Source organism: Pseudoxanthomonas beigongshangi, from assembly GCF_016820515.1.
GTDB classification, from domain to species: Bacteria; Pseudomonadota; Gammaproteobacteria; order Xanthomonadales; family Xanthomonadaceae; genus Pseudoxanthomonas_A; species Pseudoxanthomonas_A beigongshangi.
In genome coordinates this window covers 13,607-37,690 of the sequence record NZ_JADHDV010000008.1, presented here as the reverse complement: position 1 = coordinate 37,690, position 24,084 = coordinate 13,607, and the positions used below count along the sequence as shown (strand labels likewise).

The window sequence follows — 24,084 nt, the reverse complement described above, 5'->3', positions numbered from 1 at the left end:
GTTGCCCGTTCAAATGGTAATGACTATCATTTGCGATTATCGTGAGAACTGCCGACGACATGGATGGCTTCACCCGCGTTTTCGTCCGCGAGCGCCAGCGCATCGTTCATCTGGTGCGCCGCATCGTCGGCTGCGACAGCACGGCCGAGGACATCGTGCAGGACACCTACCTGCGGCTGACGGATCGCCATCTGGGTGAAGCGGATCTCAGCCTGGTGTTCCGCACCGCGCAGAACCTGGCGCTGGATCATCTGCGATCCCGGCGCGTGCGCCACGAGCACGCACGCCAGGCCAGCCACGATACCGACGTTTCCTCCGCATCCCCGGAACAGATGGCGGACAGCCGCGCGCGTCTGGAAGGACTGCTGCAAACCCTGCGCGGACTGCCGCCGCGCACGCGCCGGGTGTTCCTCATGCAACGCATCGATGGCTGGACCTACCCGCAAATCGGCCAGGCGCTCGGCGTATCGACCAGCACGGTCGAAAAGGAGATGATGCTGGCCATGCATCGCTGCCGCGATTTCCTGCGCCGGCAGGCACAGGCCGAGTCAACCGCGGTCGCCGGTGAACGTTACACGTTGACCTGATCCACATACTGGCCACCGCTCCCAGGCACCCATGTCGGCACCCCACGAGAGCCCAACTCCTTCCCCCTCCGACCAGGCCATTGCCTGGCACGTGCGCCTGCATTCGGGTGTGCCGATGGAGGAGGCCGAGCAGGAACGATTCCTGGCATGGCTGGGTGAACCCGCACACCAGACCGCGTGGGAAGAGACGCTGCAGTTGTCCGAGCAACTGGAACAGTCCGCGCACATACTCGCGAGCGAGTTTAGTCATATTACTTCCACGCCCCCGTCCCGCGCCGGGCAACCCACGTGGATGGCGGTCGCGGCGTTGTTGCTGTGTTGCGTGGTGATCTACTGCCTGTTGCGTTGAGACGGCGTTCTGCCCGTTGAGTGATTCCCATTGCTGGCGCGTTGTACGTGCACACCCCACCCGGGGCGAACACCACGCCATTTCAGGAATCACATCATGTCCCCCACCCCCGTTCCCACGCTTCCTTTCCGCCATCCCCTGGCACAGACCATCGCCCTGGCGTGCGCGCTGCTGCCTGGACTCGCCCGCGCGCAGGCCGCCTCGGACGGACCGACGACGCTGGATGCAATCGAAGTCCACGGTGAAAAGGAAAACAAGAACTCCTATACGGTCCGCGAAACCGGCAGCGCGACCAAGTTGAATCTGTCCCTGCGCGAAACCCCGCAGTCGGTCACCGTCATCACCCGCCAGCGCCTGGACGACATGGGACTGTTCAGCCTGTCCGGCGTGATGCAGCAGGTCACCGGCGTGTTCGTCCAGTACACCGACAGCGAGCGCGTCAGCTACAACGCGCGCGGCTACGCCATCAACAACATCCAGGTCGACGGCATGCTCAATACCGGCGGCTACGTCAAGGCCGACGGTGATTCGGCCGTGTACGAACGCATCGAAGTGGTTCGTGGCGCCACCGGCCTGACCACGGGCGCGGGAGATCCGTCCGGCACCATCAACCTGATCCGCAAGCGGCCGACCTCCGAATTCGCGATGACCACGGGGCTGACGATCGGGCGCTGGAGCAACCACCGCTTCGAGACCGACATCAGTGGCCCGCTGGGCTGGGATGGTCGGCTGCGTGGCCGCCTGGTCGCCGCCAAGCAGCAGAGCGACTCCTGGCGCGACTTCTACCGGCTCGACAAGAACGTGCTGTACGGCGTGATCGAAGCCGATCTGACGCCGCGCACGCTGCTGACCGCGGGCTACGACTACCAGTCGCCGAAAACCCAGGGCGCCACCTGGGGCACGCTGCCCTACTGGATGGCCGACGGCAGTCTGGCGCGATTGCCGCGCAACACCAATCTGTCGGCCAAATGGAGTTCGTGGCCACGCGAGGATCGCCAGGCTTTCGCCCGCCTGGAACAGTCCTTCGCCAATGGCTGGCTGGCCAGACTGGCCTATACCCGTGCCGACAGCGACACCGACGGCTACATGTTCTACGGCGGCGAAGGCTTTCCGCGCGCCGACGGCAGCGGGATCCAGGTGTGGACTTCGCGCTTCCTGGGAAGCACCCGCAGCGATGCCTGGGAGTTCAACGCCGGCGGTCCGTTCCGCCTGTTCGGCCGCGAGCACACCCTGCTGGCTGGCTACAGCACCCTGAGCCAGCGCTCTTACGAACCCTATACGCAAACCCTGCCGCCGGCCGGCTATGCCAGCTGGGCCGACTACAGTCGGATTCCGGACTGGCGCAACTGGGACGGCAACGTGCCCCGGTTCGGCAGTATCCGCCATGGCCACAACGCCTACAGCTCCCGAACCCGGCAGAGCGCCGGTTTCATCGCCGCGCACCTGAATTTCACCGACGCTCTCAAGGCGGTGGTTGGTGCGCGCTACAGCACCTGGGAAACCGCCAATGAGGAACGCTACAACACGGCCGGCACGCTCGAGGCCCGGGGTGGCTACAAAGTCGAAGATGTGTTCACTCCCTACGCCGGCGTGCTCTTCGATCTCAATGACAAGCTGACCGCCTATGCCAGCTACACGAGCATCTTCAAGCCGCAGGAATATCGCGATCGCAACGACCGCTATCTGGATCCGATCGAGGGCAACAGCTACGAGCTGGGCCTGAAGGGCGAGTTCTTCGATGGCGGCCTCAACGCGAGCGCGGCGGTGTTCCGCAGCGAACAGGACAACCTGGCGGAAATCGATGATTCGGTGCCGCCGCGGATCATCAACGGCTCGCCGACCTACGCCTACAAGTCCACCGGCAAGGGCAACAAGGTGCAGGGCTGGGAACTGGAAGTGCAAGGCCAGGTCACCGAGAACTGGAACATCGCCGGCGGCTTCACCCACGCCAAGGCCGAGAACGCGGCCGGCGTTCGCATCAACACCATGCAGCCGGTGGATCTGTTCCGCCTCAATACCTACTACCGCCTGCCTGGCCGCTGGAACCGTCTGAGCATCGGTGGCGGCGTCACCTGGCAAGGCAAGCTCACAGCTACCGGCAACCGGCCGACGGGCGCGTACGACCCGGGCACCGGCGCCCCGCTCACCCGGCGCGCGCCGATGGAACAGGATGCCGTCCATCTGCTCAATCTGGCGGCCAGCTATCGCTTCAGCGACAACATCACTGCCAGTCTCAACATCAACAACCTGCTGGACAAGGACTATTACAGCCGGATGGGGTTCTACAACGGCGTGCATTGGGGAGAACCACGCAACGTCACCCTGAACCTGCGCATCCGTCTCTGAACCCGGCATCGGCCACCCGCGCCCGGCAATCCTTGAGGGATGCGGTGGCCTGGCACGTTGTAGCGGGATGGACACCGCGCCCGATGGCGTCGGCCGCCGCCAGGGAAGGCGGCTCCCGGTCGGGTGGCGAAACCGCCTGCCCTTTCCTGTCGCAAGCCCGGATGCGTTCGTGAAAGTTCTTTTCTCCCCCCGTCCCCAACGCCTTGCCGGTGTGCTCCGGCATCCGCGCGCCGGCATCGCCTCGCGCAGCCTCGCGGCCATCCTCGGCGGCTATGCGCTGGCCGCCACTACCTCGTCCTTCCTCGCCCTGGCGCTGCCGATGGATCGCGCCCAGGCCGTGCTGACCGGCATGCTGGTCGCGATCGTCGTCTGCGCCTGCGCCGCGCTGTGGGCGTTCGCGGTACGCACCGCCCTGCGCGCCTGGATCGGCATCGCCCTGCCTGCGCTGCTGATGGGCGTGGGCACGGCCTGGCTGGGACCTGCGGCATGAAGCAGGGTTTCCGCCAGTCGATGGCCTGGCTGCACACCTGGACAGGCTTGCTGGTCGGCTGGCTGCTGCTGCTGATTTTCATGGCCGGTACCGCCAGCTATTACCGCGAGGAAATCAGCCGCTGGATGCGTCCGGAGGTACCCAGCACCCTCGCGCGGGGGCCGGAAGCCGCCGAGCGTGCGCTTCAATACCTTCAACGGTACGCGGCGCGGGCCGAAAGCTGGACCGTTACCCTGCCCGACGACCGTAACGGCACCCTGCGGATGTTCTGGCGCAATCCCGAATCCGCCACTTCGCCGGACGAGGGCAAGCGCCGTGGCCGGCGGGGCGGACGCTTCGGCGACGCCACCGTCAACCCCGATACCGGCGAGGCGATTGCCGCCCGCGAAACCCGCGGCGGCGATTTCTTCTACCGCCTGCATTTCGACCTGCACTACATCCCGGTGGTGTGGGCGCGCTACCTGGTCGGCTTCTGCGCGATGTTCATGCTGGTGGCGATCATCACCGGCGTGATCACCCACAAGAAGATCCTCAAGGACTTCTTCACGTTCCGCCCCGGCAAGGGCCAGCGCTCGTGGCTGGATTTCCACAACGTCAGCGCGGTGATGGCGCTGCCATACCACGCGATGATCACCTATACCGGCATCGTCACCCTGATGTTCATGTACCTGCCCTGGGGCGTGAAGGCGGCCTATCCGGCCGACGAGGATGCCTTCTTCAGCGCCGCGTTCGCGCGGTTCGGCGAACCGCGCGACGCCGCGGGGACATCCGCGCCAGGCACACCGGACATCCTGCGTGTGCTCGATGCCTCGCACCGGTATTGGCAGGGCGGCGAGCCCGGCGGCTTCACCGTTCACCATCCCGGTGATGCGAATGCCGTGGTCGACGTGTTCCAGCGCACCGGCAAGCGCCTGTCGATCGACACGCCCTCGTTGCGTTTCGACGGCGCCACCGGCGCCCTGCTCGATGCCAGCCCCGGTCCGGGTGGTGCCACCCGCACCCGCGGCGTGATGTATGGCCTGCATCTGGCACGCTTCGCCGATCCCCTGCTGCGCCTGCTGTTCTTCCTGTCCGGCCTCGCCGGTTGCCTGATGGTCGCCAGCGGCGTGATCCTGTGGGCCATCAAGGAACGCCCCAAACACCTGAAGACAGGGCGCATCGGTTTCGGCCTGCGGCTGGTGGATGCGCTCAACATCGGCGCGGTCGCCGGCCTGCCGATCGCGTTCGCGGCCTATTTCTGGGGCAACCGGTTGCTGCCGTTGGCGATCGCCGAGCGCGCGTCCGCGGAGGCGAACGTGTTTTTCGCGGCATGGGCGGTGGCGCTGCTGGCCGCTTTCGCCTGGCCCAGGCGCGCCATGTGGGTCTGGCAGCTCTACGTCGCCGCACTGCTGTTCCTGCTGCTGCCGCTGGTCAACGCATTGACCACTTCGACGCACCTCGGTGTCTCGCTCATGCGGCATGACTGGGTGATGGCCGGTTTTGATCTCGCCATGCTTGCGCTGGGTGCTGGCCTGGCCTGTGCCGGCCGCCGCATGCAGCGCTGGCAACCGCCGGCAAGCGCGGCGGCGCGGCGACGGCAGGCCACCAATGTCGCCGATACGGGGCCGGCGGCAGCGAACGCATGAGCGTGCTCGTGTTCCTGCTGCTGACGGCTCTGGCCTATGCGGGTTTCGCGGCGCTGTGCCTGTCGATGGAAAAACACCAGATGGATCTGCACGGCGCCGCACGGGCCGGTACCGGCCGGATGCGCCAGTGGCGCTGGCTCGGCGGGAGCCTGCTCGCGCTGGCCCTGCTGGTGGCCGGCCAGGCCGAGGACTGGGCGCGCGGTCCAGTGATCTGGTTGGGCGCCATGACCGCAGCCGGCCTCTCGCTTGCGCTGGGCGTCCTGCCTTACCGGCCGCGCTGGCTGGTGGGTCTTGCGTGGATGCTGGCCGGTCTGGTGGCGCTGGCCGCCCTGCACAGGTGGCTGGCGTGAGCGCGGCCGCTTCGTTTCTTCCCCCGCCGGAGTCGTTTGATGAGCCTGCATGCGATTGAGCGCGTCACCCATGTCCACCACTGGAACGACAGCCTGTTCTCGTTCCGCACCACCCGCGATCCGGGCCTGCGCTTCGAGAGCGGTCATTTCGTGATGATCGGGCTCGAGGTCGACGGCCGTCCGCTGATGCGGGCCTACAGCATCGCCAGCCCGCACTGGGAAGAACATCTCGAGTTCTTCAGCATCAAGGTCCAGGACGGGCAGCTAACGTCCCGGCTCCAGCATCTTCAGGTCGGCGATCCGGTGCTGGTCAGCCGCAAGCCCACCGGCACGCTGGTCCTGCACGACCTGCATCCCGGACGGCATCTGTATTTGCTCGGCACCGGCACCGGCCTGGCCCCGTTCATGAGCATCATCCAGGATCCGGAAACCTACGAGCGCTACGAGAAGGTCATCGTCGCGCATGGCGTGCGGCACATCAGTGATCTGGCCTACTCGGCCTTCATCGAGCGGGATCTGCCGGCGCACCCGTTCCTCGGCGCGCAGATCCGGCAGAAGCTGCTCTACCACCCGACCGTGACCCGCGACGGCTTTCGCAACACCGGCCGGCTCACCGCGCAGATCGCCGATGGCCGCCTGGCGGATGCCAGCGGATTACCGCCGCTGCATCCGGCCCGCGATCGCTTCATGATCTGCGGCAGCCCGTCAATGCTCGCCGAGATCCGCGCCCTGCTGGACCAGCGGGGCTTCCAGGTTTCGCCCCGGACCGGCCATCCCGGGGACTACGTGTTCGAACGCGCCTTCGTGGAGAAGTAACACCCGTCGTTGCATGTCCTCCTGACGGAAGGAGGATGAGGAAGGAAAAAAGAAGGCCGGCTTTGGGCCGGCCTTCCTGGTCAGGCACGCCTGTCCGCGTTACTCCGTATGCAATGCGGTGAGGCTGGCCGCCGCCGGCGCATCGCCCTTGCCACGCGCACGCCGGAGGGCCCGGACCGTACCGCTGCGCAGATCGTCGAGGATCGCGTAGATGGTCGGCAGGAACAGCAAGCTGACCACGGTGGAGAACGCCAGTCCGCCGGCGATGGCGCGCGCCATCGGGAAGTACGGCGGGCCATCACCCGCCAACTGGGTATTGCTGATCGCAATCGGCACCATTGCCAGGATCGCCGTGCCCATCGTCATCATGATCGGGCGCAGGCGTTCGCGGCTGCCTTCCACCAGCGCCTCGGTGCGGGACATGCCGCGCCGTCGCAGGTTGTTGATGTGCTCGATCATCACGATGCCGTTGTTCACCACCACGCCCATCAGCACCAGGATGCCGATGAAGGCCATGATGTTGAATTCGGTGCCGGTCAGCCAGAACAGCCAGAACACGCCCAGCACCGAGAACAGCACGCCACTCATGATCGCCGACGGGAACAGCAGCGACTCGAACACCGCCGCCATCACCACGTAGATCATGATCAGGGCAATCAGCAGGTTGAACATCATCTGCTGCATGGCTTCCTGATCCTCCTGGAAACCACCGCCATCGAAGCTGTAGCTGTAACCCGCCGGATACGCCAGCGGCTTGAGGGTATCCTCCATCGCCTTGCGTGCTTCCGGCATCGACACCTTGTCGGCCAGGTTGGCCTGGATGGTCAGCGTGGTCTGGCGATTGGAACGCTGGACCTCGTTGGCCGACGGCTTGATGGCCACGTCGACCATCGCCAGCAGCGGCACGGTGCGGCCATCCGGTGCGCGCACGGTGAACGATTCCAGATCCTCGGAACCATAATGTTCGGCGCCGGAGAAGCGAACCCACACCGGCACCTCGTTCTCGCCACGGCGGAATTCGCGCAGCGGCGCGCCGCGCAGGGCCAGTTCGACGAAGCGCCCCACTTCCTGGGCGCTGAAGCCGAACGCCAGCGCACGCTCGCGATCCACGCGCACCGCCAGTTCGCTGTTGCGGTCGCCGCTGTTCACGCGCACGTCGGTCAATTCCTTGCGCTTGGCCAGGATCGGCACGACTTCGTTGGCCAGCTCGGTCAGGGTCTGGGTGGAATCACCCACCAGTTGCACCGACACGCTCTGCGCCTGCTGGCCGCCACCGCCACCCGGTCCGCCCTGGTCGCCGATGCCGACGTTGGCACGCGCCGACTTCGGCAGGTCCTTGCGGATGGCATCGACCAGTTGCTTGCTCTCGGTGATGTCCTTGGTGTCCAGCTTGATGTTGGTGCCGCCCCAGCCCTGCTCGCTGAAGAACGAGTAGATCTGGGTGATCTTGAAGCGCTTGCGGTTGGCTTCCAGGTAGGCCTCGATCTTGCCGACTTCCTGCGACATCTGCTCCTTGGTGTAGGCGCCCTTCCACTGGTAGAAGATTCGCGTCTCGCCGGCATCCTCGCCGCCGAACATGTTGGTCTTCATCTGGGTCATCGGCAGCACGCTGGCCGCGATGATCAGCAGGATGCCCAGCACGCTCCAGCCGCGATGGGCCAGTGTCCAGCGCAGCAGGCCGGCGTAGCGGCGCTGCATGCGCGGAATCAGCCCGTCGGGCTTGCTCACCGCCGGCGGCGTCTTCAGTCGCGCGGAGATCATCGGGATCAGGCTCACCGCGACCAGCCAGGACGCGAGCAGCGACACCGAGATGGTGATGGCGATCTGGGACAGGAAGATGCTCAGCATGTTGCGTTCGCCGAACATCGTCGGCACGAACACGATGCAGTGGCACAACGTACCCGCCGACAGCGCGATGGCGACGTGGCGGGTGCCGACGATCGAGGCCAGCACCGGCTGGCCCGGCATCCGCTCGCGTTCCTGGTAGATGCTCTCCACCACCACCACCGCGTTGTCCACCAGCATGCCCACGGCCAGCAGCAGCCCCATCATGCTGAGGATGTTGAGGGTGACGCCGGCGAAGTACATGAAGCCCAGGGTCATCACGAAGCAGATCGGAATCGCCAGGGTCACCATCAGCGTCGACGGCCAATGGCGCAGGAAGAAGAACAGCACCGCGATAGACAGCACCAGGCCGATGCCGCCGGCTTCGGCCAGGCTCAGCAGCGAGGAGGTGACGTTGTCGCCCTGGTTGTCCATCACCAGGACCTGCACGTCATTCAGTGCCGGGCTTTCGCGAATCGCCTCCACTTCCTTCAGCGCCGCGCTGGAGACTTCCACCAGGTTGGCGTTGCGCTCCTTGAAGATGTCCAAGCCCACCGCCGCGCGCCCGTCCAGGCGGCGCCCGTAGTCCATCCGCGCCGGCTTCAGCCGCACCTCGGCGATGTCGCCCAGGCGCAGGCCGCTGTTGTTCAGCACCAGCGAGCGCAGTTGTTCGAGATCGGCCAGTTCGCCCACCGGCTGCACGCGCAGGCGGCGGCCTCCGTCGGTGATCTGCCCGGCCGAGACCGAGAAATTGACGGCTTGGAGGCGGGTGGTCAGCTCGTTGAGGCTCAGGTTGTGCGCGGTCAGGCGATCCGGCTCGATCGCGATTTCCACCTCGTTGGCCGGCGCGCCGGACACCTCGACCCGCGCCACGCCGGGAATCCGTTCCAGCCGGCGCTTGAATTCGCGGTCGATCATGTCGTACGCGCCGGTCAGGTCGGTGGCACTGGCCAGGCGCACTCGCAGGACCGGTTCGTCGGTGGTCGAGAACTTGAAAACGAAGTAGCGCTGCAGGTCGTCCGGCAAGTCGTCACGGATGGCGTCGATGCGCTCGCGCGCCTCCGAGGCGGCGATGGCCACGTCGCGGTTCCAGTCCGAGAACTGGATGAAGATATTGGCCCCATCCGAGCGCGCGGAGCTGTCCATCCGCTTGATGCCGGTCATGGTCGAGAGCGTTTCCTCGACCGGCCGCAGCACGGTGCGCTCGACCTCTTCCGGGGTCGAGCCGGTGTACGGCAGCTGCACCATGATGAACGGCGGCGACACGTCCGGGAACGCTTCCAGCGGCAGCCGGATCGCCGCGATCATGCCAATCACGAACAACGACACGAAGAACATGATCGTCGTGACCGGCCGCTTGATGCTGAACTCGGCGACGCTCATGCGTGCTCCGCCGCGGCCGTGCCGCCCTCGCCCGCACCATCAATGCCTTCGGCCGAGGCGCGATTGCGGCGCCCGCGCTCCAGGTAGTAGTCATCGGCGCGGCGGTCCAGCAGGTTGTAGACCACCGGGATGACCAGCAGGGTCAGCAGGGTCGACACCAGCAGGCCGCCGATCACGGTGATCGCCATCGGCGAACGCACTTCCGCGCCCGGACTGCCGAACAGCGGCGCGACGGCCAGGGGCAGGAAGCCGAACAGCGTGCACAGCGTGGTCATCACGATCGGGCGCAGGCGCGAGCGCGCACCCTCGATCAGGGCCTCGCGCTTGGCCACGCCGGCCTCGCGCAACTGATTCACCTTGTCGATCAGGATGATCGCGTTCTTCACCACCAGGCCGACCAGCAGGATCAAACCGATGAACACCACCACCGACACCGGCGAGCGCGTCATCAGCAGCGCCAGCACCGCGCCGACCAGGGCCAGCGGGATGGTGAACAGGATGACGAACGGATGCAGCAGCGACTCGAACTGCGAGGCCATCACCAGGTAGACCAGGAACACCGCCAGGGCGAACGCGAACAGCAGCGAGCGCACCGACTCGGCGAGTTCCTCGCCCTGTCCGCCGATGTGCATGCCGATGGCCGCGCCCAGCGGTTCCTTGGCGACCATGTCGCGCACCTCGGCGACGGCGCCGCCCAGGTCGATGTCGCGCAGGTTGGCCGAGACGATCGCCACCCGGATCTGGTCGGTGCGATGAATCTCGCTGGGACCGGTGGTGGACACCACGTCGGCGACCGCGTCCAGGGTCACCGGCCGGCTGCTGCCGGGATTGACGATCAGACGGCGGATGCTCTCCACGCTGGCGCGGTCGGTTTCCTGCGCGCGCACCAGCACGTCGATCTTGCGATCGCGGAAGCTGTAGCGCGTGGCCACTTCACCGCGGACCTTCTTCACCACCACGTCGGCAATCTGGCGGGTAGTCAGGCCCAGCGCACCGGCGCGCTCCTGATCGAAGCGGATCTGGATCTCCGGGAAGCCCTCCTCCACCGTCGACTTGACGTCGGCGTAGTGCGGATTGTTGCGCAGCATCGCCGCCAGCTTGCGGCCGGCCTGCTCGATCGAGGCCAGATCCTGTCCGCGCAGCTCAACTTCCAGGGGGGTGGAGAAACTGAACAGTTCGGGACGGGCGAAGTCCACCTGCACGCCGGCGTGCGACTGCATGGTCGCGCGCAGGCGCTCGGTCTCGGCGGCCTCGATCTTCTCGCTGCCGCCACCAGTCATCACCACCGTCAGCTTGCCGATGTTCTCGCCGCTCTCGGTCGGGCTGGCATCCAGCCGGGTGCCGCTGCCGCTGACGCCATACAGCGATTGCACGCCGTCATCCTTGGAGTGCTTCTGCTGCAACTCGCGGACCAGCGCATCGGTGTCCTTCAACGGCGTGCCCGGCGGCAGCTTGACCGTCATTTCGAAGCGATCCTGGGCCAGCTGCGGAATCAGGTCCGCGCCCAGCATCGGCACCGTCAGCAGGGTCAGGCCGAATGCCGCGCCGGCGAAGCCCAGCACCAGCCAGGGTCGCGCCAGCGAAGCCGGCAGCAGGCGCAGATAGGCACGCTCGGCGCCGTTGTACGGCATCATCACCAGGTCGCTGAGCTTGCGCATGATCGGACCGACCACCGCGGCCACGCCACGCCACGCCTTGACCACGAACCAGGCAATGCCGAAGAACACGGAGCGGAACACCAGCCCGATCAGATGGCCGACGAAGGCGAAAGGACGCTGCCAGGCCGAGGTCGGCTGCCAGCGCGGATGCGGTGCTTCCTCCGGGAACGCCAACGGCGGGCGGCCCTTGAGCGAGCTCAGCATCGGAATCAGGGTCATCGCCACCACCAGCGAAATCGCGATGGCAATCGCCACGGTCAGTGCCTGATCGCGGAACAACTGGCCGGCGATGCCTTCCACGAACACCAACGGCAGGAACACCGCCACCGTGGTCAGGGTCGACGCCACCACCGCCATGCTCACTTCGCGGGTGCCGGCGATCGCCGCCTGCAATATGCCCAGTCCGCGCTCGCGCGCCTTGGCGATGCTCTCCAGCACGACGATGGAATCGTCCACCACCAGGCCGGTCGCCAGCGCCAAACCGCCCAGCGACATCACATTCAGGCTCAAGCCTAGCTGGCCCATGAAGAAGAACGTGGTGATGATCGACACCGGCAGCGACAGGCTGATGACGAACGTGCTCCAGCCATCGCGCAGGAACATGAAGATGATCAGGATCGCCAGGATGCCGCCGATGACCGCGTCCTTCTTGACGTCGGCAATCGCTTGCTCGATGAACAGCGACTGGTCCTCGATGGTGGTCAGCTCGACGTCCGGTGGAATCTGGCTCTTGAGCTCTTCCAGCTTCTTCTTGACCGCGTCGGCGGTGGACACGGTGTTGGCGTCGCCTTCCTTGTAGATGGCCAGCTCCACCGCTTCCTTGCCGGCCAGGCGAATGATCGCCTCGCGCTCCTTGTAGCCCTGGCGGACATCCGCGACGTCCTTCAGCCGCACCGCCATACCGCCGGCGATGGCGCTTGTATCGCTCGAAGACGCGCTCTGCACCGAAGCCGCCGCGGCCATCGCCGCCGCCGAACCGGTGGACGCGGCGATCGCCGCCATCTGCGCGGCCGCCGATTGCGCGGCGCTGCTGCCGCCGTTGGTCTGCGCGGTGATCAGCATCTCGCGGATTTCGTTGACCGTGGCGAACTGGTTGACCGTGCGCACCAGGTAACGCTGCGACCCCTCTTCCAGGCGACCGCCGGAGATATTGATGTTCTCCTGTTGCAGGCGCTGGATGACGTTGTCGATGGGCAGGTTCAACTGGGCCAGCTTCTGCTGGTCGATGTCGACCTGGATTTCGTCTTCCAGGCCGCCGCCGACCTTGACCGCGGCCACGCCTTCGACCGGCTCCAGCTTCTTCTTCAGATCGTCGTCGGCGTAGCGGCGCAGCTCGATGAGCAGGCGCACCGCGTCGGCATCATTGGCCGGCGCGTTCTTGTTGGACAGCGCCAGGCGGACGATCGGCTCGGTGGAGGGATTGAAGCGCAGCAGCACCGGGGCCTTGGCCTCCAGCGGCAGTTGCAGTACTTCCATCTTGTCGCGGACTTCCAGGCTGGCCTGGTCCATGTCCGTGCCCCAGGCGAATTCCAGCACCACATCGCTCTGACCGGTACGCGAGACCGACTTGAGCTTGCGCAGGTTCTTGACCACGCCCAGCGCTTCCTCGACCGGCTCGGAAATCAGGGTCTCGATTTCCGACGGCGCCGCACCGGTGTATTCGGTGCGCACGGTCAGGGTCGGATAGCTTAGATCCGGCAGCAGGTTGACCTTCAGGCTGCCGAGGGCGATGACGCCGAACAGCAGCATGGTGACCGTGATCATCGCGATGGTCACCCGGCGGCGGGTGGAGAACTCCACCAGGCCGCCACCCAGCCGCCCTTGCGGCTGGGAATCGTGGGGATCCGGATGGCCGCTCATTGCTTGCTACCAGCCTCGACGGCCTGATCCTTCGCCGCTACCGCCTTCGGAACTGGATCACCGATCACCTGCACGGCGCTGCCATCGCGCAGGGCCACCTTGCCTGCGGTGACCACGCGATCGCCCGGCTTCAGGCCTTCGCGCACTTCCAGCCATTCGCCATCGGCGTAGCCCAGCTTCACCGGCACCCGCGCGGCCTTGCCGTCACGGACCACGAACACCGCCGGGTCGCCATCGTCCAGCAGCGCGATGCGTGGCACCACCAGTGCGTCGGCGCGTTGGTCGTAATCGATGCGGATGCGGCTGAACATGCCCGGCTGCAGGGTCGCGTCGGCGAACGCGCAGACCACCCGGAAGGTGCCGCTGCCGGCATCCACCACATTGGCCACGCGATCGACCACGCCCTGGAAGGTCTTGCCCGGCAGCGCGTCGGCCTGCAGCAGGACCGGCAGGCCGGCCTTGAGCGTCGCCAGTTCGCGCTCGGGCACGTTGAGCGTGGCTTCCAGCTTCGAGTTGTCGACGATGCGGAAGATCGGCGTGTTGATCTGGACGAAGTTGCCGGTCTTGATCGAGCGCGAGGCGATCACGCCGGAAATCGGCGCCACCACCGTCGTATAGGACAGTTCCAGCTTGGCCAGGTTGTACTGCGCGCGCGCGTTCTCCAGATCGAACTTGATCTGGTCCACGTCGTTGGCGCTGATCATCTGCTGATCCACCAACTGGCGGGCGCGGTGGTAGTTGTTCTCCAGCTTGCGCATCTGCGCCTCGGCCTGGGCCACGGCCAGGCGCGCGCGATCCGGATCCAGCCGCACCAGCGCCTGCCCGGCCTTGATCTGCTGGCCTTCCTCGACCATCACCGCCAGCGCCACGCCGGAGGTCTTGGCGACCACCTGCGACTCGGCGCGCGGTTCCAGGGTGGTGGTACCGGTGTAGCTGGCGGCCACGGCGCGGCGGCTGGCCGTCACCGCTTCCACCGGCACCGCGTCGGCGGCCTTGGCCTCGGCCCCGTTCTTGGCCTGGGCTTCGGGCGCGGGGCCGCCGCCCTTGCAGGCGGACAGGACCAGCATGCCGCACAGGACGGGCAGCAGGGCCAGGCGCAGGTGGGAGCGGCCGGATTGGGGGTGGGCTCGGGACATGGGGTGGACCGTGGTGGTGTTGTTTAGGTGTTGTATGAAGGTATATCACCCATTCAACCGGAATCATGCGCCGAAGGTCATGGTGACCAGCATCCGTAATGGCCGCTTTTGCGGCGGCGATGCGTGCGGAGCGACCTGGATCCGGTTGTCGCCAAGGGTGCATCGACCATGCGGCACCGGCGTGACCGTCCGGCGGATGGCGGCATTCGTGACGTTAACGTTATACTTCGCGAAGCCAAGCGCTGCGGTTGGACGCGGCGCGCGCAAATGAGAGTCCCGGATTAACGACATGATGCGACCGCTTCCGCTCGCCGCTTGCCTTGCCTTGGCCGCCGCCCTGCCGATGGCCGCCCTGACCGCCCAGACCCCCACCAGCGAAGCCGCGCCCGCGCCGGCCCCCGCTGCTGCGGCTCCGGCGGCTGCTCCCGCCGCCCCCGCCGCCGCGCCGATCACCGGCAACGCCGACAAGGGCCGCACCCTGACGTACACCTGCCAGGGCTGCCACGGCATCACCGGCTACAAGAATGCCTACCCGAACTACCACGTGCCGCGCATCGGCGGCCAGTCGGCGGAATATCTGGTCAATGCGCTGACCGAATACAAGAAGGGGGCCCGCAAGCACCCGACCATGCAGGCGCAGTCCGAAAGCTTCTCGGATCAGGACATCGCCGACATCGCCGCCTTCCTTTCCACCGTCAAGTAATCCGCCATGCCCAACGCCAAGCACGCCCAGCGTCTAGCCATCGCCCTGCTCGCCGCCCTCGCCCTGGCGGCATGCTCCAAGGTGGAAACCAACGAGACCGCCGCCGCCGATCCCGGCCACGCCAGTGGCGAGCACGGTTCCAGTTCCTCCGCCGGCCTGCCGGACGGCCGCATCGCCGCAGGCGAGCAATTGGCCAACGCCAAGGGCAAGGCCACCGGCCAGAGCTGCATCGACTGTCACGGCGCCGACGGCAATGCCCCGATCGACGGCACCTACCCGAAGCTGGGTGGCCAGTACGCCGACTACATCGCGCATGCGCTCCAGGCCTACCGCGCCGGCGATCGCCAGCACGCGCTGATGTCGCCGCAGGCCGCCGGCCTGAGCGACCAGGACATCTCGGATCTGGCCGCCTACTTCGGCTCGCGCGAGTCCAAGCTGCGCGACCTGCACGGCGTGCACTGAAACCGCGACAGGCAGACATCCTCGTCGGAGACGGAGCCGCAAGGCTCCGTTTCTTTTTGTGCCGATGACATCCGCAATGGCCGGGGCCACCCTCATCGGCCCTGGATTCGAGCCGTATGCCGCATGCCATGCGGGCCTTGCATCATCGTGATGCCATTGCTGGACGGTTTGCCGGAAAACGCCAGCTGTTTTCCCCCAAGTCTTGTATCGCGCCACCGAACGGCCACACCCGTGGCGTCCGGCGTCAGGAATCGGTGGGAATGGGCGTGCGCTTGGTCGGGATTTCCGGCGGCGGACGCGCCGAAGCCGGTTGTTCGTTGAGATTGGGGTCGAACAGGCCGCAGCCGCCGCCCAGTTGCAGCACGGACACCACGCAGCGGATTTTCTTGCGGGTTCCGGGAATCGGGATCACCGCTTCGCGGATGTTGCGCCGGACCCATTCGGCCAACAGCGACTCGTTCGGCACCCAGTACTTGTCGAAGCTGGTCGGTTCGTAGTCGTAGGGCGGACGTTGGAGCCAGGTGCCGGAACTGTCGATCTTCTCGCGCGTCCACTGGTCATTGCCGCCGCCGGGCGCGCCGCGTTCGCTGGCGGTCGCCGGACCCTCGCCGGCACCGGCGCCGGTCGGCACCCGCACGCTGCCATCGGCGTTGAACAGGCCCGGCTTCTGCCCGGCATTGGCGCCGCTGTCGCCAGCGACGTTGCGCCGCGAAGCTCCCCAGTCGTCGCCGCGCTGCGGTGTGGCCCAGCCGCCGCTGCGATCGGCCTGCGCCGGTCCCGATCGCGTCGCCCCGGGCTGCAGGCCTTTCGACGCCGAAGGCGTGGCCGCCTGCGGACCTGTGCCGGTATCGCGGGCGGTGGCCGGGGCCGGCGTGCTCGCGGCACTGGCATTGCCCTGCGTCGTGGCCGGGCGCGGCGCCGGAATCTCGCGTTCGCGCACGCCCGGGGCCGGCTGTTGCAGATCGCGTACCGGCGCCACCCGCGTGGGTACCTGCGCCGTGCGCACCTGTGGCAACGGCGCGGCGATCTCGCGCTCCTGCACCTGCGGCACCGGTCGGTTGATTTGCGGTGCGGCGATGCCGCGCTGCGTGTCCACGCGCGGTACCGCCGGGGTTTCCAGCACGGTGACCTCGCGCTGCGGCACGCTCAGTTCGCGCGGGGTGATCGTGGGTGCGGTCACCGCATCGCGACGCAGATTGGGCGGCGGCAATACGTATTCGGTGGTCGGCGCCGGCACTTCGGTGACCTGCACCGGCTGCGGTGCCTGCGGTGCCGGCTCGGCGATTTCGCGTTCGCGCACCTGCGGTGTTTCGGTGGCCAGCGTCGGCGACGGCGGCACGAATTCGGGCATCCGCCGGGGCGTGGCCACGGTGCTGGCATCCTGGCTCGCGGCCTCGCCACCGGAAGCGGCCGGCGCCGGCGAAGAGGTCGCCTGCGGCGCGCCGCCACCGGTTTCCTCGGGCGTGCCGCGGCCGACGAATTCGACCTGCACGCGGCTGCTGTCGCCGGCTTCCGCCGGCGATGGTGGCAGGCGGACCACCGCGACCCAGACCAGCAGCAGCACGAACAACAGGTGCATCAGCAGGCTGGTGAAACCAGCCAGCCAGCGGATGCCACGTTCCTCGCGCGGCGGCGGATCCCAGTCCTGGTAGAACAGCGAACGCAGACCGCCCCAGAAACCCAGCGCAGGCGCGATCGGACCCGGCGGTGGCGGCGGGCGCATCATCAGGTCCGTGACGATGGCTTCGGACCTTTCGCGGGTGATGATGCCGAGGCGTTCCGGCAGCGCGCGCAGCCAGAGTCCCCAGCCATACGGCAGGCCGGTGTGACGCTCCAGTATGGGAGCCGCCTTGCGCGGCAACAGCGCCTGGATGATGAGTTCGGCGGCTCGCGTCACCGGCGCGGGGCTATGTCAGGCCGCGTTGCCGCGGGGAATGTAGGGAGCCGCGCCGGTATCGTGATCGGTGGCATCGCGCACCGCCGTCACGCCGGGAACGCGCGCGACCAGGGTCTTCTCGATACCCTGTTTCAGGGTCACGTCGGCCATGCCGCAACCGTGGCAACCGCCGCCGAAGCGCAGGTACACGACACCGTCGCCGGTCACCTGCTCCACCGCCACCTTGCCTTTGTGCTGGGCCAGTTGCGGATTGATCTCGTTTTCCACCACCCAGCGCACGCGCTCGACCAGGGATGCGGACTCGGCGGGTACCTCGCCCTTGATCTTGGGCGCCTTGATGGTCAGCTGGGTGCTGGCGCCCTGGTAGACGTAGTCGATCTCGGCACCATCCAGCCAGGCCACGCTGTCGGCCTGCACGTACAAGGTGAACCCGTCGCAGTCCACCGCCCATTCGTCGCCGGCCAGATCGCGCGGTTCGGCGAACTCCAGGCGCGCATCGGCGCGCGGGGTACCTGCATGCACCGCGCTGAGCCGCACGCCGAGACCGGGCAGCGACTCGCGCTCGATCAGTTTGCGGAAATGGGCCTGTGCGCTGTCGGAAATCTGGATCATGCGGGGTATTCTAGCGTTCCGGCCGGGGCTTGCCCGTCCGGACCATCGTAACGTGTGCCGGCGTTCAGCGGACCGGCTTTCCCGGAGGACTCATGACCGACCTGATCCCCCTCGCCCAGGCCCATTGCGTGCCCCTGCGTGGCGGCGAGCACAAGCTGGGCCAGGCCCGCATCGCCGAACTGATGCCGGAACTGCCCGGCTGGGAACTGGCCGAGGACGGCCATGCGCTGTGCAAGACCTTCACGTTCGCCAACTACCACGAGACCATGGCGTTCGTGAATGCGCTGGCCTACATCGCCCACCGCGAGGACCATCACCCGGATTTGGGCGTACATTACAACCGCGCCGTGGTCCGCTATTCGACCCACGATGTCGGCGGACTCAGCGAAAACGACTTCATCTGCGCGGCCAAGGCCGAGGCGTTGGTCACCGGAGCTCCCTGATGAGAATTCTTCCCCTGTGGGCGACTTCCACCGTGCTGGCGGCAACGCTGTCCGCCTGCGGCGGTTCTGGCACCCCGGCCGCGCCGGTGGCGGCGCCGACCGAACTGGCGGCGGTCGACACGCCCCCGCCCGAGTATCCGATTGAACTGGCCTGCGCCGGCATCGGCGGCGTGTCCACGCTGAAGGTCGTCGTCGGCATCGAAGGCGTTCCGACCGAAGTCGGCGTGTTCAAGAGCAGCGGCCAACCGGCGCTGGACGAAGCGGCGCAGAAGGCCGTGCACGGATGGCAGTTCAAGGCCGCCACCCGCAACGGCCAGGCGATCAGCCAGACCATCCAGGTGCCGGTGACCTTCACCCCGCCCGCCGAACGGCCGAACCAGTGCTTCGCGCTGGATTCGCAACGCCAGGGATGAACCTGCGTTGCTGAACCTGTTGCTGGCGTGGTCCTTGGCGCAAGTCCAGCCCGCCAATCTGCCACCGCCTCCGCCGCAGCCCGCCGAGTTGCGCTACCTGCCCGTCCGCGTCGATGCGCATATCGCCGAGGCGGAATCGATTCCGGGTGACGGCCGTGCCGCCGACATGCTGGTGTCCGTCGTCGACGAACGAACCCTGCGAGTAAGCTTGACCGTTCGCCATGACGAACAGGAAAGCGTCAATGCGGCGGGTATCCGCGCCTGGCGCGCCGATGAAGATCTGCAGATCATGATTCCGCTGGTTTCCAATGCGGCGACGCCATTCGAGCCACGCTGCTGTCTCGCCTATTCGCAGGCGGATCTGGTGCTGAGTTTCCCGGATGGATTACCCGGACATGTCACCGTGCGAACCGAGCAGCCGCAACTGCGCGTCATTGCGGAACAGCGCCTGGCGCCGCAGCTCTGAAAGCGGTTTTTGCCGGCTCAACCCAGCCGGTTCAGCACTTCCGCCAATTCCGGCGCCAGCGGCGCATTGAGCAGGTAGGGCGTCTTGCCGCCGTCAAGCGCGAATTCCAGCGAGGCGGCATGCAGGAACAGCCGCTTCAGGCCGGCCTGGTCGCGCAGGCGTTTGTTGACCGCCGGATCCCCGTACTTGTCATCCCCGGCCACCGGATGCCCGAGGTGCTGCGCATGCACGCGGATCTGGTGCGTGCGGCCGGTCTCGATGACGACTTCGCAATACGAATGACCAGCGCGCCGCTCCAGTACCCGGAAATGGCTCAGTGACGCCTTGCCGGCGGGATTGACCTGCACATGCCGCTCTCCGCCCTGGCGCAGGCCGACATGCAATGGCGCATCCACGCTCATCACCCCGTCCGGCATCCGCCCCACCAGCAGGGTCAGGTAGCGCTTCTCGATGCCGCGCCCCTCGTCGCTGTCGTTCTCGCGCATCAGCGCCTGCAGTTCGGACAGCGCGGAACGCTTCTTGGCCATGATCAGCAGGCCGGACGTGTCGCGATCCAGGCGGTGCACCAGTTCCAGCGTCTGTCCCGGGCGCAGCGCGCGCATGGTCTCGATGGCGCCGTGGCTGATGCCGCTGCCACCGTGACTGGCCACCCCGGAGGGCTTGTTGATGACCAGCAGGCGGGCGTCCTCGAACACGATTGCCGCCTCCATCCGTTGCAGGAAGCCGGTCGGAGGCGGCGCCTTGTCTCCAGCTTCAGTGAGATTGACGGGGGGAATCCGGACCTCGTCGCCCGCCTCCAGCTTGCGCTCGGCCTTGGCGCGACCACCGTTGACCCGGACCTGGCCGCTCCGGACCAGCTTGTAGACCAGGCTGCGTGGCGCGCCCTTCAGCTGGCCCAGCAGGAAGTTGTCCAGTCGCTGTCCGCCCCGGTCTTCCGGGACCCTGACCAGGCGGACGGTGGCTTTGGTCCCGGCCTGCGGCCGTGAAGCGGGGGGCGAAGCGGTCATGGTCACTATTATTCTGCTACACTCGGCGGGCGAGATAAGGGTTTGATTTCGCAGGGAGTTGCCGGCTTGGAAGCAAGCCGTGGGCCAGAAGCCCGGCTCCCCGCGATTCCGGCAGGCACGCGGCCACCGCCCCAGGGGCGGCCATGTTAGCGGCTTGCCGGCGAACCCGGATACCGCCGGACGCGTGACGGCGCCCGTAGCTGAACATGTCCCGCGCGGCGCCACCACTGGTTGGGAAGCTGCCGCCGGCCCGTAACACACATTAAAAAAGCGCTCCCGCGGCCTGCCGTGGTGTCGTAGCGCTGGAAACCCAACCCGCCCCGCTGCGCCTGCGCAAGGGGCGGAGCACCGTTCCAGAGGCGAAACGCCATGGCGTTCCGCGCGGTAGTAGCGCGCGAGGAACGCAAACAATGAAACGCATGTTGATCAATGCGACGCAGGCTGAAGAACTGCGCGTCGCGATCGTGGATGGCCAGACGCTGTACGACATCGATATCGAGCAACCGTCGAAAGAACAGAAGAAGTCCAACATCTACAAGGGCCGCATCACCCGGCTCGAACCTTCCCTCGAAGCCGCCTTCGTCGACTACGGTGCAGACCGGCATGGCTTCCTGCCGCTGAAGGAAATCTCCCGCGACTATTTCCAGGCCGGGGTCGACCACAACAAGGCCGGCCTGCGCGAACTGCTGCGCGAGGGCCAGGAAGTCGTCGTCCAGGTGGACAAGGATGAGCGCGGCAACAAGGGCGCCGCCCTGACCACGTTCATCTCCCTGGCCGGCCGCTACATGGTGCTGATGCCCAACTCGCCCACCGCCGGCGGCGTGTCGCGCCGCATCGAGGGCGATGACCGTGCCGAGCTGAAGCGGGCCATGGACTCGCTGGCCATCCCCGACGACATGGGCGTCATCATCCGCACCGCCGGCGTCGGCCGCGACGCCGAAGAGCTGCAGTGGGACCTGGATTACCTGCTGCAGGTCTGGAAGGCGATTGCCGAGGCCGCGCTGACCAAGCCGGCACCGTTCCTGATCTACCAGGAGTCGCGCCTGATCGTGCGCGCCCTGCGCGACTACCTGCGCGCTGACATCGGCGAAATCCTGGTCGACACCGAGGAACTGCACGAGACCGCGCGCGAGTTCATGCAGCAGGTCATGCCGCAGAGCCTGCGCAAGCTCAAGCACTACAAGGACGACATCCCGCTGTTCAACCGCTTCCAGATCGAATCCCAGATCGAAGGCGCGTATGAACGCAATGTCCGCCTGCCCTCCGGCGGCTCCATCGTGGTCGACCAGACCGAGGCGCTGACGGCCATCGACGTCAACTCGGCGCGCGCCACCAAGGGCGGCGACATCGAGGAGACCGCGTTCCACACCAACCTGGAGGCGGCCGAGGAAGTGGCCCGCCAGCTGCGCCTGCGCGATCTGGGCGGCCTGGTGGTGATCGACTTCATCGACATGTCGAGCAACAAGCACCAGCGCGAGGTCGAGAACCGCCTGCAGAACGCACTGAAGTACGACCGCGCCCGCGTGCAGCTGGGCCGCATCTCGCGCTTCGGCCTGATGGAAATGAGCCGCCAGCGCCTGCGTCCGTCGCTGGGCGAATCCAGCCAGATCGTCTGCCCCCGCTGCGACGGCCACGGCCGCATGCGCAGCGTGGAGTCGCTGTCGCTGTCCATCATCCGCGTGGCCGAAGAGCACGCGATGAAGGAGAACACCGGACAGGTCCTGGTCCAGGCGCCGGTGGAAATCGCCAACTTCCTGCTCAACGAGAAGCGCGGCGCGCTGCGCGAGATCGAGACCCGCCACGACGCGCCGATCATCATCGTCGCCGACGAGGCGCTGCACACCCCGCACTACGAGGTCACCCGCATCCGCGAGAACGAGCTGGGCGAGGAAAGCACCAAGCCCAGCTACCAGCGCGGCACCCCGCGCAAGCTGCCCGTGCATGCGCTGACCAAGGCGCAGCTGAACATCCCGGCCGCCCCGGCGGTGACCCACGTGAAGCATTCGCAGCCCGCCCCGGTGCGCGAAGAACGCGAGGTCCCTGCGCCCGCGCCGGTCGCCCCCGCGCCTGCCCCGGCACCGGTCGCCGCGCCGGCTTCCGGTGGCCTGTTCGGCTGGCTCAAGCGCCTGGTCGGCGCCGAAAGCGCGCCGGCGCCCGCGCCGCAGCCGCGTCAGCAGGACAACCGCCTGCCGCGCAACGAACGCAATGATCGCGGCCAGCGCCGTGACAACCGCCAGCAGCAGAGCCAGGGACGCGGAGGCAACGGCCAGCAGCGCCGCGAGGAAGGCCGCGGCAAGGGCCAGCAGAACGCGCAGCAGAAGCCGCGCGGCGAGCAGCAGCCCAAGCAGCCGGGGCAGCAGCAACAGCCCAAGCAGAAGCAGCAACAGCAGCCGCAGGCTCCCCGTCAGCAGGGACAGCAAGGCCAAGGCCAGCAGCAGGCACCGAAGCCGCGTGGCGAACAGGCCCAGCCGGCGCAGAAGCCGCAGGCCGCCCCGGCTTCGAAGCCGGAAACCGCTTCGCCGGTCGCCGTCGCGCCCGCCGAGACCGAAGTGGGCAAGATCGCTACCGTGGCCGCGGTTGCTGCAACGGAAGCACCGCGTCCGCAGCCGCAGGTTCAGCCTGAAACCATCGCCGAACAGACCGCGGAGGCAGCCGCCGCGGACAGCGTGACTGCGTCCGAGGAAGGCGCAGCCGGTGATGCCGCGCAGGGCGAAGGCGGCGGACGTCGCCGCCGTGGTCGCCGTGGTGGCCGCCGTCGCCGTCGTGGCAATGCCGAGGGCGCAACGCTGGCCGACGATCAGGGCGGCGACGATCTTTCCGATCTGGGTCCGGACGAACAGGATGCGGTCGCCAGCCGTTCGCAGCCGGAGTTCGATTTCGACGACGAGGAACCGGCTCCCGCGCCGTCCCGTCCCGCCGGTGCCAACCGTCCGACGGCCGTCGCGCCGGTGACGCCTGCGGAAACGCCTGCTCCGGCCACGCCGGTGCAGGACAAGCCCGTAGCGGATGCCGTGGCACAGACCGCTCCCGTCGCCGTCCCGACGGCACCGGTCGAAGTCGTTGCCGAGGCACGGGCCGAAGTCGCCGCGGTCGCGGATAGTGGCGACGCGCGCGCCGTCATCGCCGAAACCGTGAGGGTCGAAGCCCGGGCCGGCAACGAGATTGTCCAGGCGGTCCAGCAGGACATCGCGACGGAGTCTCCCGCCGTTGCGTCCGCGACGGACGTGACCGAAACCCCGGCGATCGCGCCCGCTCCGAACGAAGCGGCCTCCCCGCCGGTGGCGGCAAGCACTGAGGTCGTGGCCGAGCCGGCCAGTGAACCGGTGCGCGCCGAACTTGCCGAGCCGACCCCGGCCGCCCAGCCGGCGACGCCTTCCGCGCCGCCGCGCGGCACCACCGGATCGCTGTTCTTCGCGCTGGATGCGGATACTCCGCCGTCGGTGACGCGTGGCCTGTTCGAACCGGTCGCCACGCCCAAGCCGACCGCACCGGAGACCTCGGCCGGCATCGCCCACAACGACGATGAAGATCAGCCGGTCGATCCGAATCATCCGGAGAACGAGCGCAGCGCCTGACATCAGGCGCAAGCGCGCAGGCACGACGAAAACCGGCTGGCGACAGCCGGTTTTCTTTTTGTCCGCTTGAAATGCGTGATGC

General features: G+C 67.2%; 19 protein-coding genes. 13 read left to right on the top strand and 6 right to left on the bottom strand.

Annotated features, from left to right (window positions below):
* Positions 1-41 precede the first annotated feature (41 nt).
* The 7 genes from IQ458_RS07745 (at position 42) to IQ458_RS07715 (ending at position 6,563) form a co-directional block, all read left to right on the top strand.
* Positions 42-587: an RNA polymerase sigma factor gene (locus IQ458_RS07745; protein ID WP_203322435.1), complete on the top strand. Its 546-nt coding sequence runs from the start codon at positions 42-44 to the stop codon at positions 585-587.
* Between the two features lie 31 nt (positions 588-618).
* Positions 619-936: a FecR/PupR family sigma factor regulator gene (locus IQ458_RS07740; RefSeq protein ID WP_203322434.1), complete on the top strand. Its 318-nt coding sequence runs from the start codon at positions 619-621 to the stop codon at positions 934-936.
* Between the two features lie 96 nt (positions 937-1,032).
* On the top strand, positions 1,033-3,282 hold the full coding sequence (locus tag IQ458_RS07735) for a TonB-dependent siderophore receptor (protein WP_203322433.1): 2,250 nt from the start codon (positions 1,033-1,035) through the stop codon (positions 3,280-3,282).
* A gap of 169 nt (positions 3,283-3,451) precedes the next feature.
* A complete protein-coding gene (locus IQ458_RS19550; protein WP_425504655.1) occupies positions 3,452-3,772 on the top strand; it encodes a DUF3649 domain-containing protein in 321 nt (106 codons plus the stop codon).
* Positions 3,769-5,397 (top strand): PepSY-associated TM helix domain-containing protein, encoded by a 1,629-nt coding sequence (locus tag IQ458_RS07725; protein WP_203322431.1) that lies wholly within the window; start codon positions 3,769-3,771, stop codon positions 5,395-5,397. Before IQ458_RS19550 ends, IQ458_RS07725 begins: the two co-directional genes overlap by 4 nt.
* Positions 5,394-5,747 (top strand): DUF3325 domain-containing protein, encoded by a 354-nt coding sequence (locus IQ458_RS07720; protein WP_203322430.1) that lies wholly within the window; start codon positions 5,394-5,396, stop codon positions 5,745-5,747. Before IQ458_RS07725 ends, IQ458_RS07720 begins: the two co-directional genes overlap by 4 nt.
* 39 nt (positions 5,748-5,786) lie before the next feature.
* On the top strand, positions 5,787-6,563 hold the full coding sequence (locus IQ458_RS07715) for a ferredoxin--NADP reductase (protein ID WP_203322429.1): 777 nt from the start codon (positions 5,787-5,789) through the stop codon (positions 6,561-6,563).
* 99 nt (positions 6,564-6,662) lie between these two features.
* On the opposite strand, the gene IQ458_RS07710 is transcribed toward IQ458_RS07715, so the two are convergent.
* From IQ458_RS07710 to IQ458_RS07700, 3 genes are read right to left on the bottom strand one after another with little or no spacing between them, the layout of a single operon-like run.
* Positions 6,663-9,770, bottom strand: coding sequence for an efflux RND transporter permease subunit (locus IQ458_RS07710; RefSeq protein ID WP_183636794.1), 3,108 nt, complete (start codon positions 9,768-9,770; stop codon positions 6,663-6,665).
* Positions 9,767-13,288 (bottom strand): efflux RND transporter permease subunit, encoded by a 3,522-nt coding sequence (locus tag IQ458_RS07705; protein ID WP_203322428.1) that lies wholly within the window; start codon positions 13,286-13,288, stop codon positions 9,767-9,769. Before IQ458_RS07705 ends, IQ458_RS07710 begins: the two co-directional genes overlap by 4 nt.
* Positions 13,285-14,424, bottom strand: coding sequence for an efflux RND transporter periplasmic adaptor subunit (locus IQ458_RS07700; protein ID WP_425504654.1), 1,140 nt, complete (start codon positions 14,422-14,424; stop codon positions 13,285-13,287). Before IQ458_RS07700 ends, IQ458_RS07705 begins: the two co-directional genes overlap by 4 nt.
* 292 nt (positions 14,425-14,716) lie before the next feature.
* Between IQ458_RS07700 and IQ458_RS07695 the strand changes: the two genes are divergently transcribed.
* Together IQ458_RS07695 and IQ458_RS07690 are read left to right on the top strand one after the other, a co-directional pair.
* Positions 14,717-15,127, top strand: a complete 411-nt coding sequence (locus tag IQ458_RS07695) for a c-type cytochrome (RefSeq protein ID WP_183641062.1) — start codon at positions 14,717-14,719, stop codon at positions 15,125-15,127.
* A 6-nt stretch (positions 15,128-15,133) separates the two neighbouring features.
* Positions 15,134-15,589, top strand: a complete 456-nt coding sequence (locus tag IQ458_RS07690; protein WP_183636798.1) for a c-type cytochrome — start codon at positions 15,134-15,136, stop codon at positions 15,587-15,589.
* Positions 15,590-15,833: 244 nt separating this feature from the next.
* On the opposite strand, the gene IQ458_RS07685 is transcribed toward IQ458_RS07690, so the two are convergent.
* Entirely contained in the window at positions 15,834-17,486 is a 1,653-nt protein-coding gene (locus IQ458_RS07685) for a hypothetical protein (RefSeq protein ID WP_203322427.1), read from the bottom strand.
* A gap of 15 nt (positions 17,487-17,501) precedes the next feature.
* Positions 17,502-18,098: an NfuA family Fe-S biogenesis protein gene (locus IQ458_RS07680; RefSeq protein ID WP_183636803.1), complete on the bottom strand. Its 597-nt coding sequence runs from the start codon at positions 18,096-18,098 to the stop codon at positions 17,502-17,504.
* Positions 18,099-18,190: 92 nt separating this feature from the next.
* On the opposite strand from IQ458_RS07680, the gene IQ458_RS07675 reads away from it, so the two are divergent.
* The 3 genes from IQ458_RS07675 to IQ458_RS07665 are packed head-to-tail and all read left to right on the top strand — an operon-like array spanning position 18,191 to position 19,420.
* Positions 18,191-18,541 carry a 4a-hydroxytetrahydrobiopterin dehydratase gene (locus tag IQ458_RS07675; RefSeq protein WP_183636806.1) on the top strand — a complete coding sequence of 117 codons (351 nt, stop codon included), beginning with the start codon at positions 18,191-18,193 and terminating at the stop codon, positions 18,539-18,541.
* Positions 18,541-18,954 carry an energy transducer TonB gene (locus IQ458_RS07670; RefSeq protein ID WP_203322426.1) on the top strand — a complete coding sequence of 138 codons (414 nt, stop codon included), beginning with the start codon at positions 18,541-18,543 and terminating at the stop codon, positions 18,952-18,954. Before IQ458_RS07675 ends, IQ458_RS07670 begins: the two co-directional genes overlap by 1 nt.
* Before the next feature lie 7 nt (positions 18,955-18,961).
* Positions 18,962-19,420, top strand: a complete 459-nt coding sequence (locus IQ458_RS07665) for a hypothetical protein (RefSeq protein WP_203322425.1) — start codon at positions 18,962-18,964, stop codon at positions 19,418-19,420.
* Positions 19,421-19,437: 17 nt separating this feature from the next.
* Here IQ458_RS07665 and IQ458_RS07660 read toward each other — a convergent pair whose 3' ends face one another.
* Entirely contained in the window at positions 19,438-20,427 is a 990-nt protein-coding gene (locus tag IQ458_RS07660) for an RluA family pseudouridine synthase (protein ID WP_203322424.1), read from the bottom strand.
* Between the two features lie 410 nt (positions 20,428-20,837).
* On the opposite strand from IQ458_RS07660, the gene IQ458_RS07655 reads away from it, so the two are divergent.
* Positions 20,838-24,002, top strand: coding sequence for an Rne/Rng family ribonuclease (locus IQ458_RS07655; protein WP_203322423.1), 3,165 nt, complete (start codon positions 20,838-20,840; stop codon positions 24,000-24,002).
* Positions 24,003-24,084 lie beyond the last annotated feature (82 nt).

Coding starts and splice junctions, on each gene's coding strand:
- IQ458_RS07705 (WP_203322428.1), bottom strand. CDS start 13,288: ATGAGCGGCCATCCGGATCCCCACGATTCCCAGCCGCAAGGGCGGCTG.
- IQ458_RS07700 (WP_425504654.1), bottom strand. CDS start 14,424: ATGTCCCGAGCCCACCCCCAATCCGGCCGCTCCCACCTGCGCCTGGCC.
- IQ458_RS07725 (WP_203322431.1), top strand. CDS start 3,769: ATGAAGCAGGGTTTCCGCCAGTCGATGGCCTGGCTGCACACCTGGACA.
- IQ458_RS07735 (WP_203322433.1), top strand. CDS start 1,033: ATGTCCCCCACCCCCGTTCCCACGCTTCCTTTCCGCCATCCCCTGGCA.
- IQ458_RS07715 (WP_203322429.1), top strand. CDS start 5,787: ATGAGCCTGCATGCGATTGAGCGCGTCACCCATGTCCACCACTGGAAC.
- IQ458_RS07695 (WP_183641062.1), top strand. CDS start 14,717: ATGCGACCGCTTCCGCTCGCCGCTTGCCTTGCCTTGGCCGCCGCCCTG.
- IQ458_RS07655 (WP_203322423.1), top strand. CDS start 20,838: ATGAAACGCATGTTGATCAATGCGACGCAGGCTGAAGAACTGCGCGTC.
- IQ458_RS07720 (WP_203322430.1), top strand. CDS start 5,394: ATGAGCGTGCTCGTGTTCCTGCTGCTGACGGCTCTGGCCTATGCGGGT.
- IQ458_RS07740 (WP_203322434.1), top strand. CDS start 619: ATGTCGGCACCCCACGAGAGCCCAACTCCTTCCCCCTCCGACCAGGCC.
- IQ458_RS07675 (WP_183636806.1), top strand. CDS start 18,191: ATGACCGACCTGATCCCCCTCGCCCAGGCCCATTGCGTGCCCCTGCGT.
- IQ458_RS07690 (WP_183636798.1), top strand. CDS start 15,134: ATGCCCAACGCCAAGCACGCCCAGCGTCTAGCCATCGCCCTGCTCGCC.
- IQ458_RS07660 (WP_203322424.1), bottom strand. CDS start 20,427: ATGACCGCTTCGCCCCCCGCTTCACGGCCGCAGGCCGGGACCAAAGCC.
- IQ458_RS07670 (WP_203322426.1), top strand. CDS start 18,541: ATGAGAATTCTTCCCCTGTGGGCGACTTCCACCGTGCTGGCGGCAACG.
- IQ458_RS07680 (WP_183636803.1), bottom strand. CDS start 18,098: ATGATCCAGATTTCCGACAGCGCACAGGCCCATTTCCGCAAACTGATC.
- IQ458_RS07710 (WP_183636794.1), bottom strand. CDS start 9,770: ATGAGCGTCGCCGAGTTCAGCATCAAGCGGCCGGTCACGACGATCATG.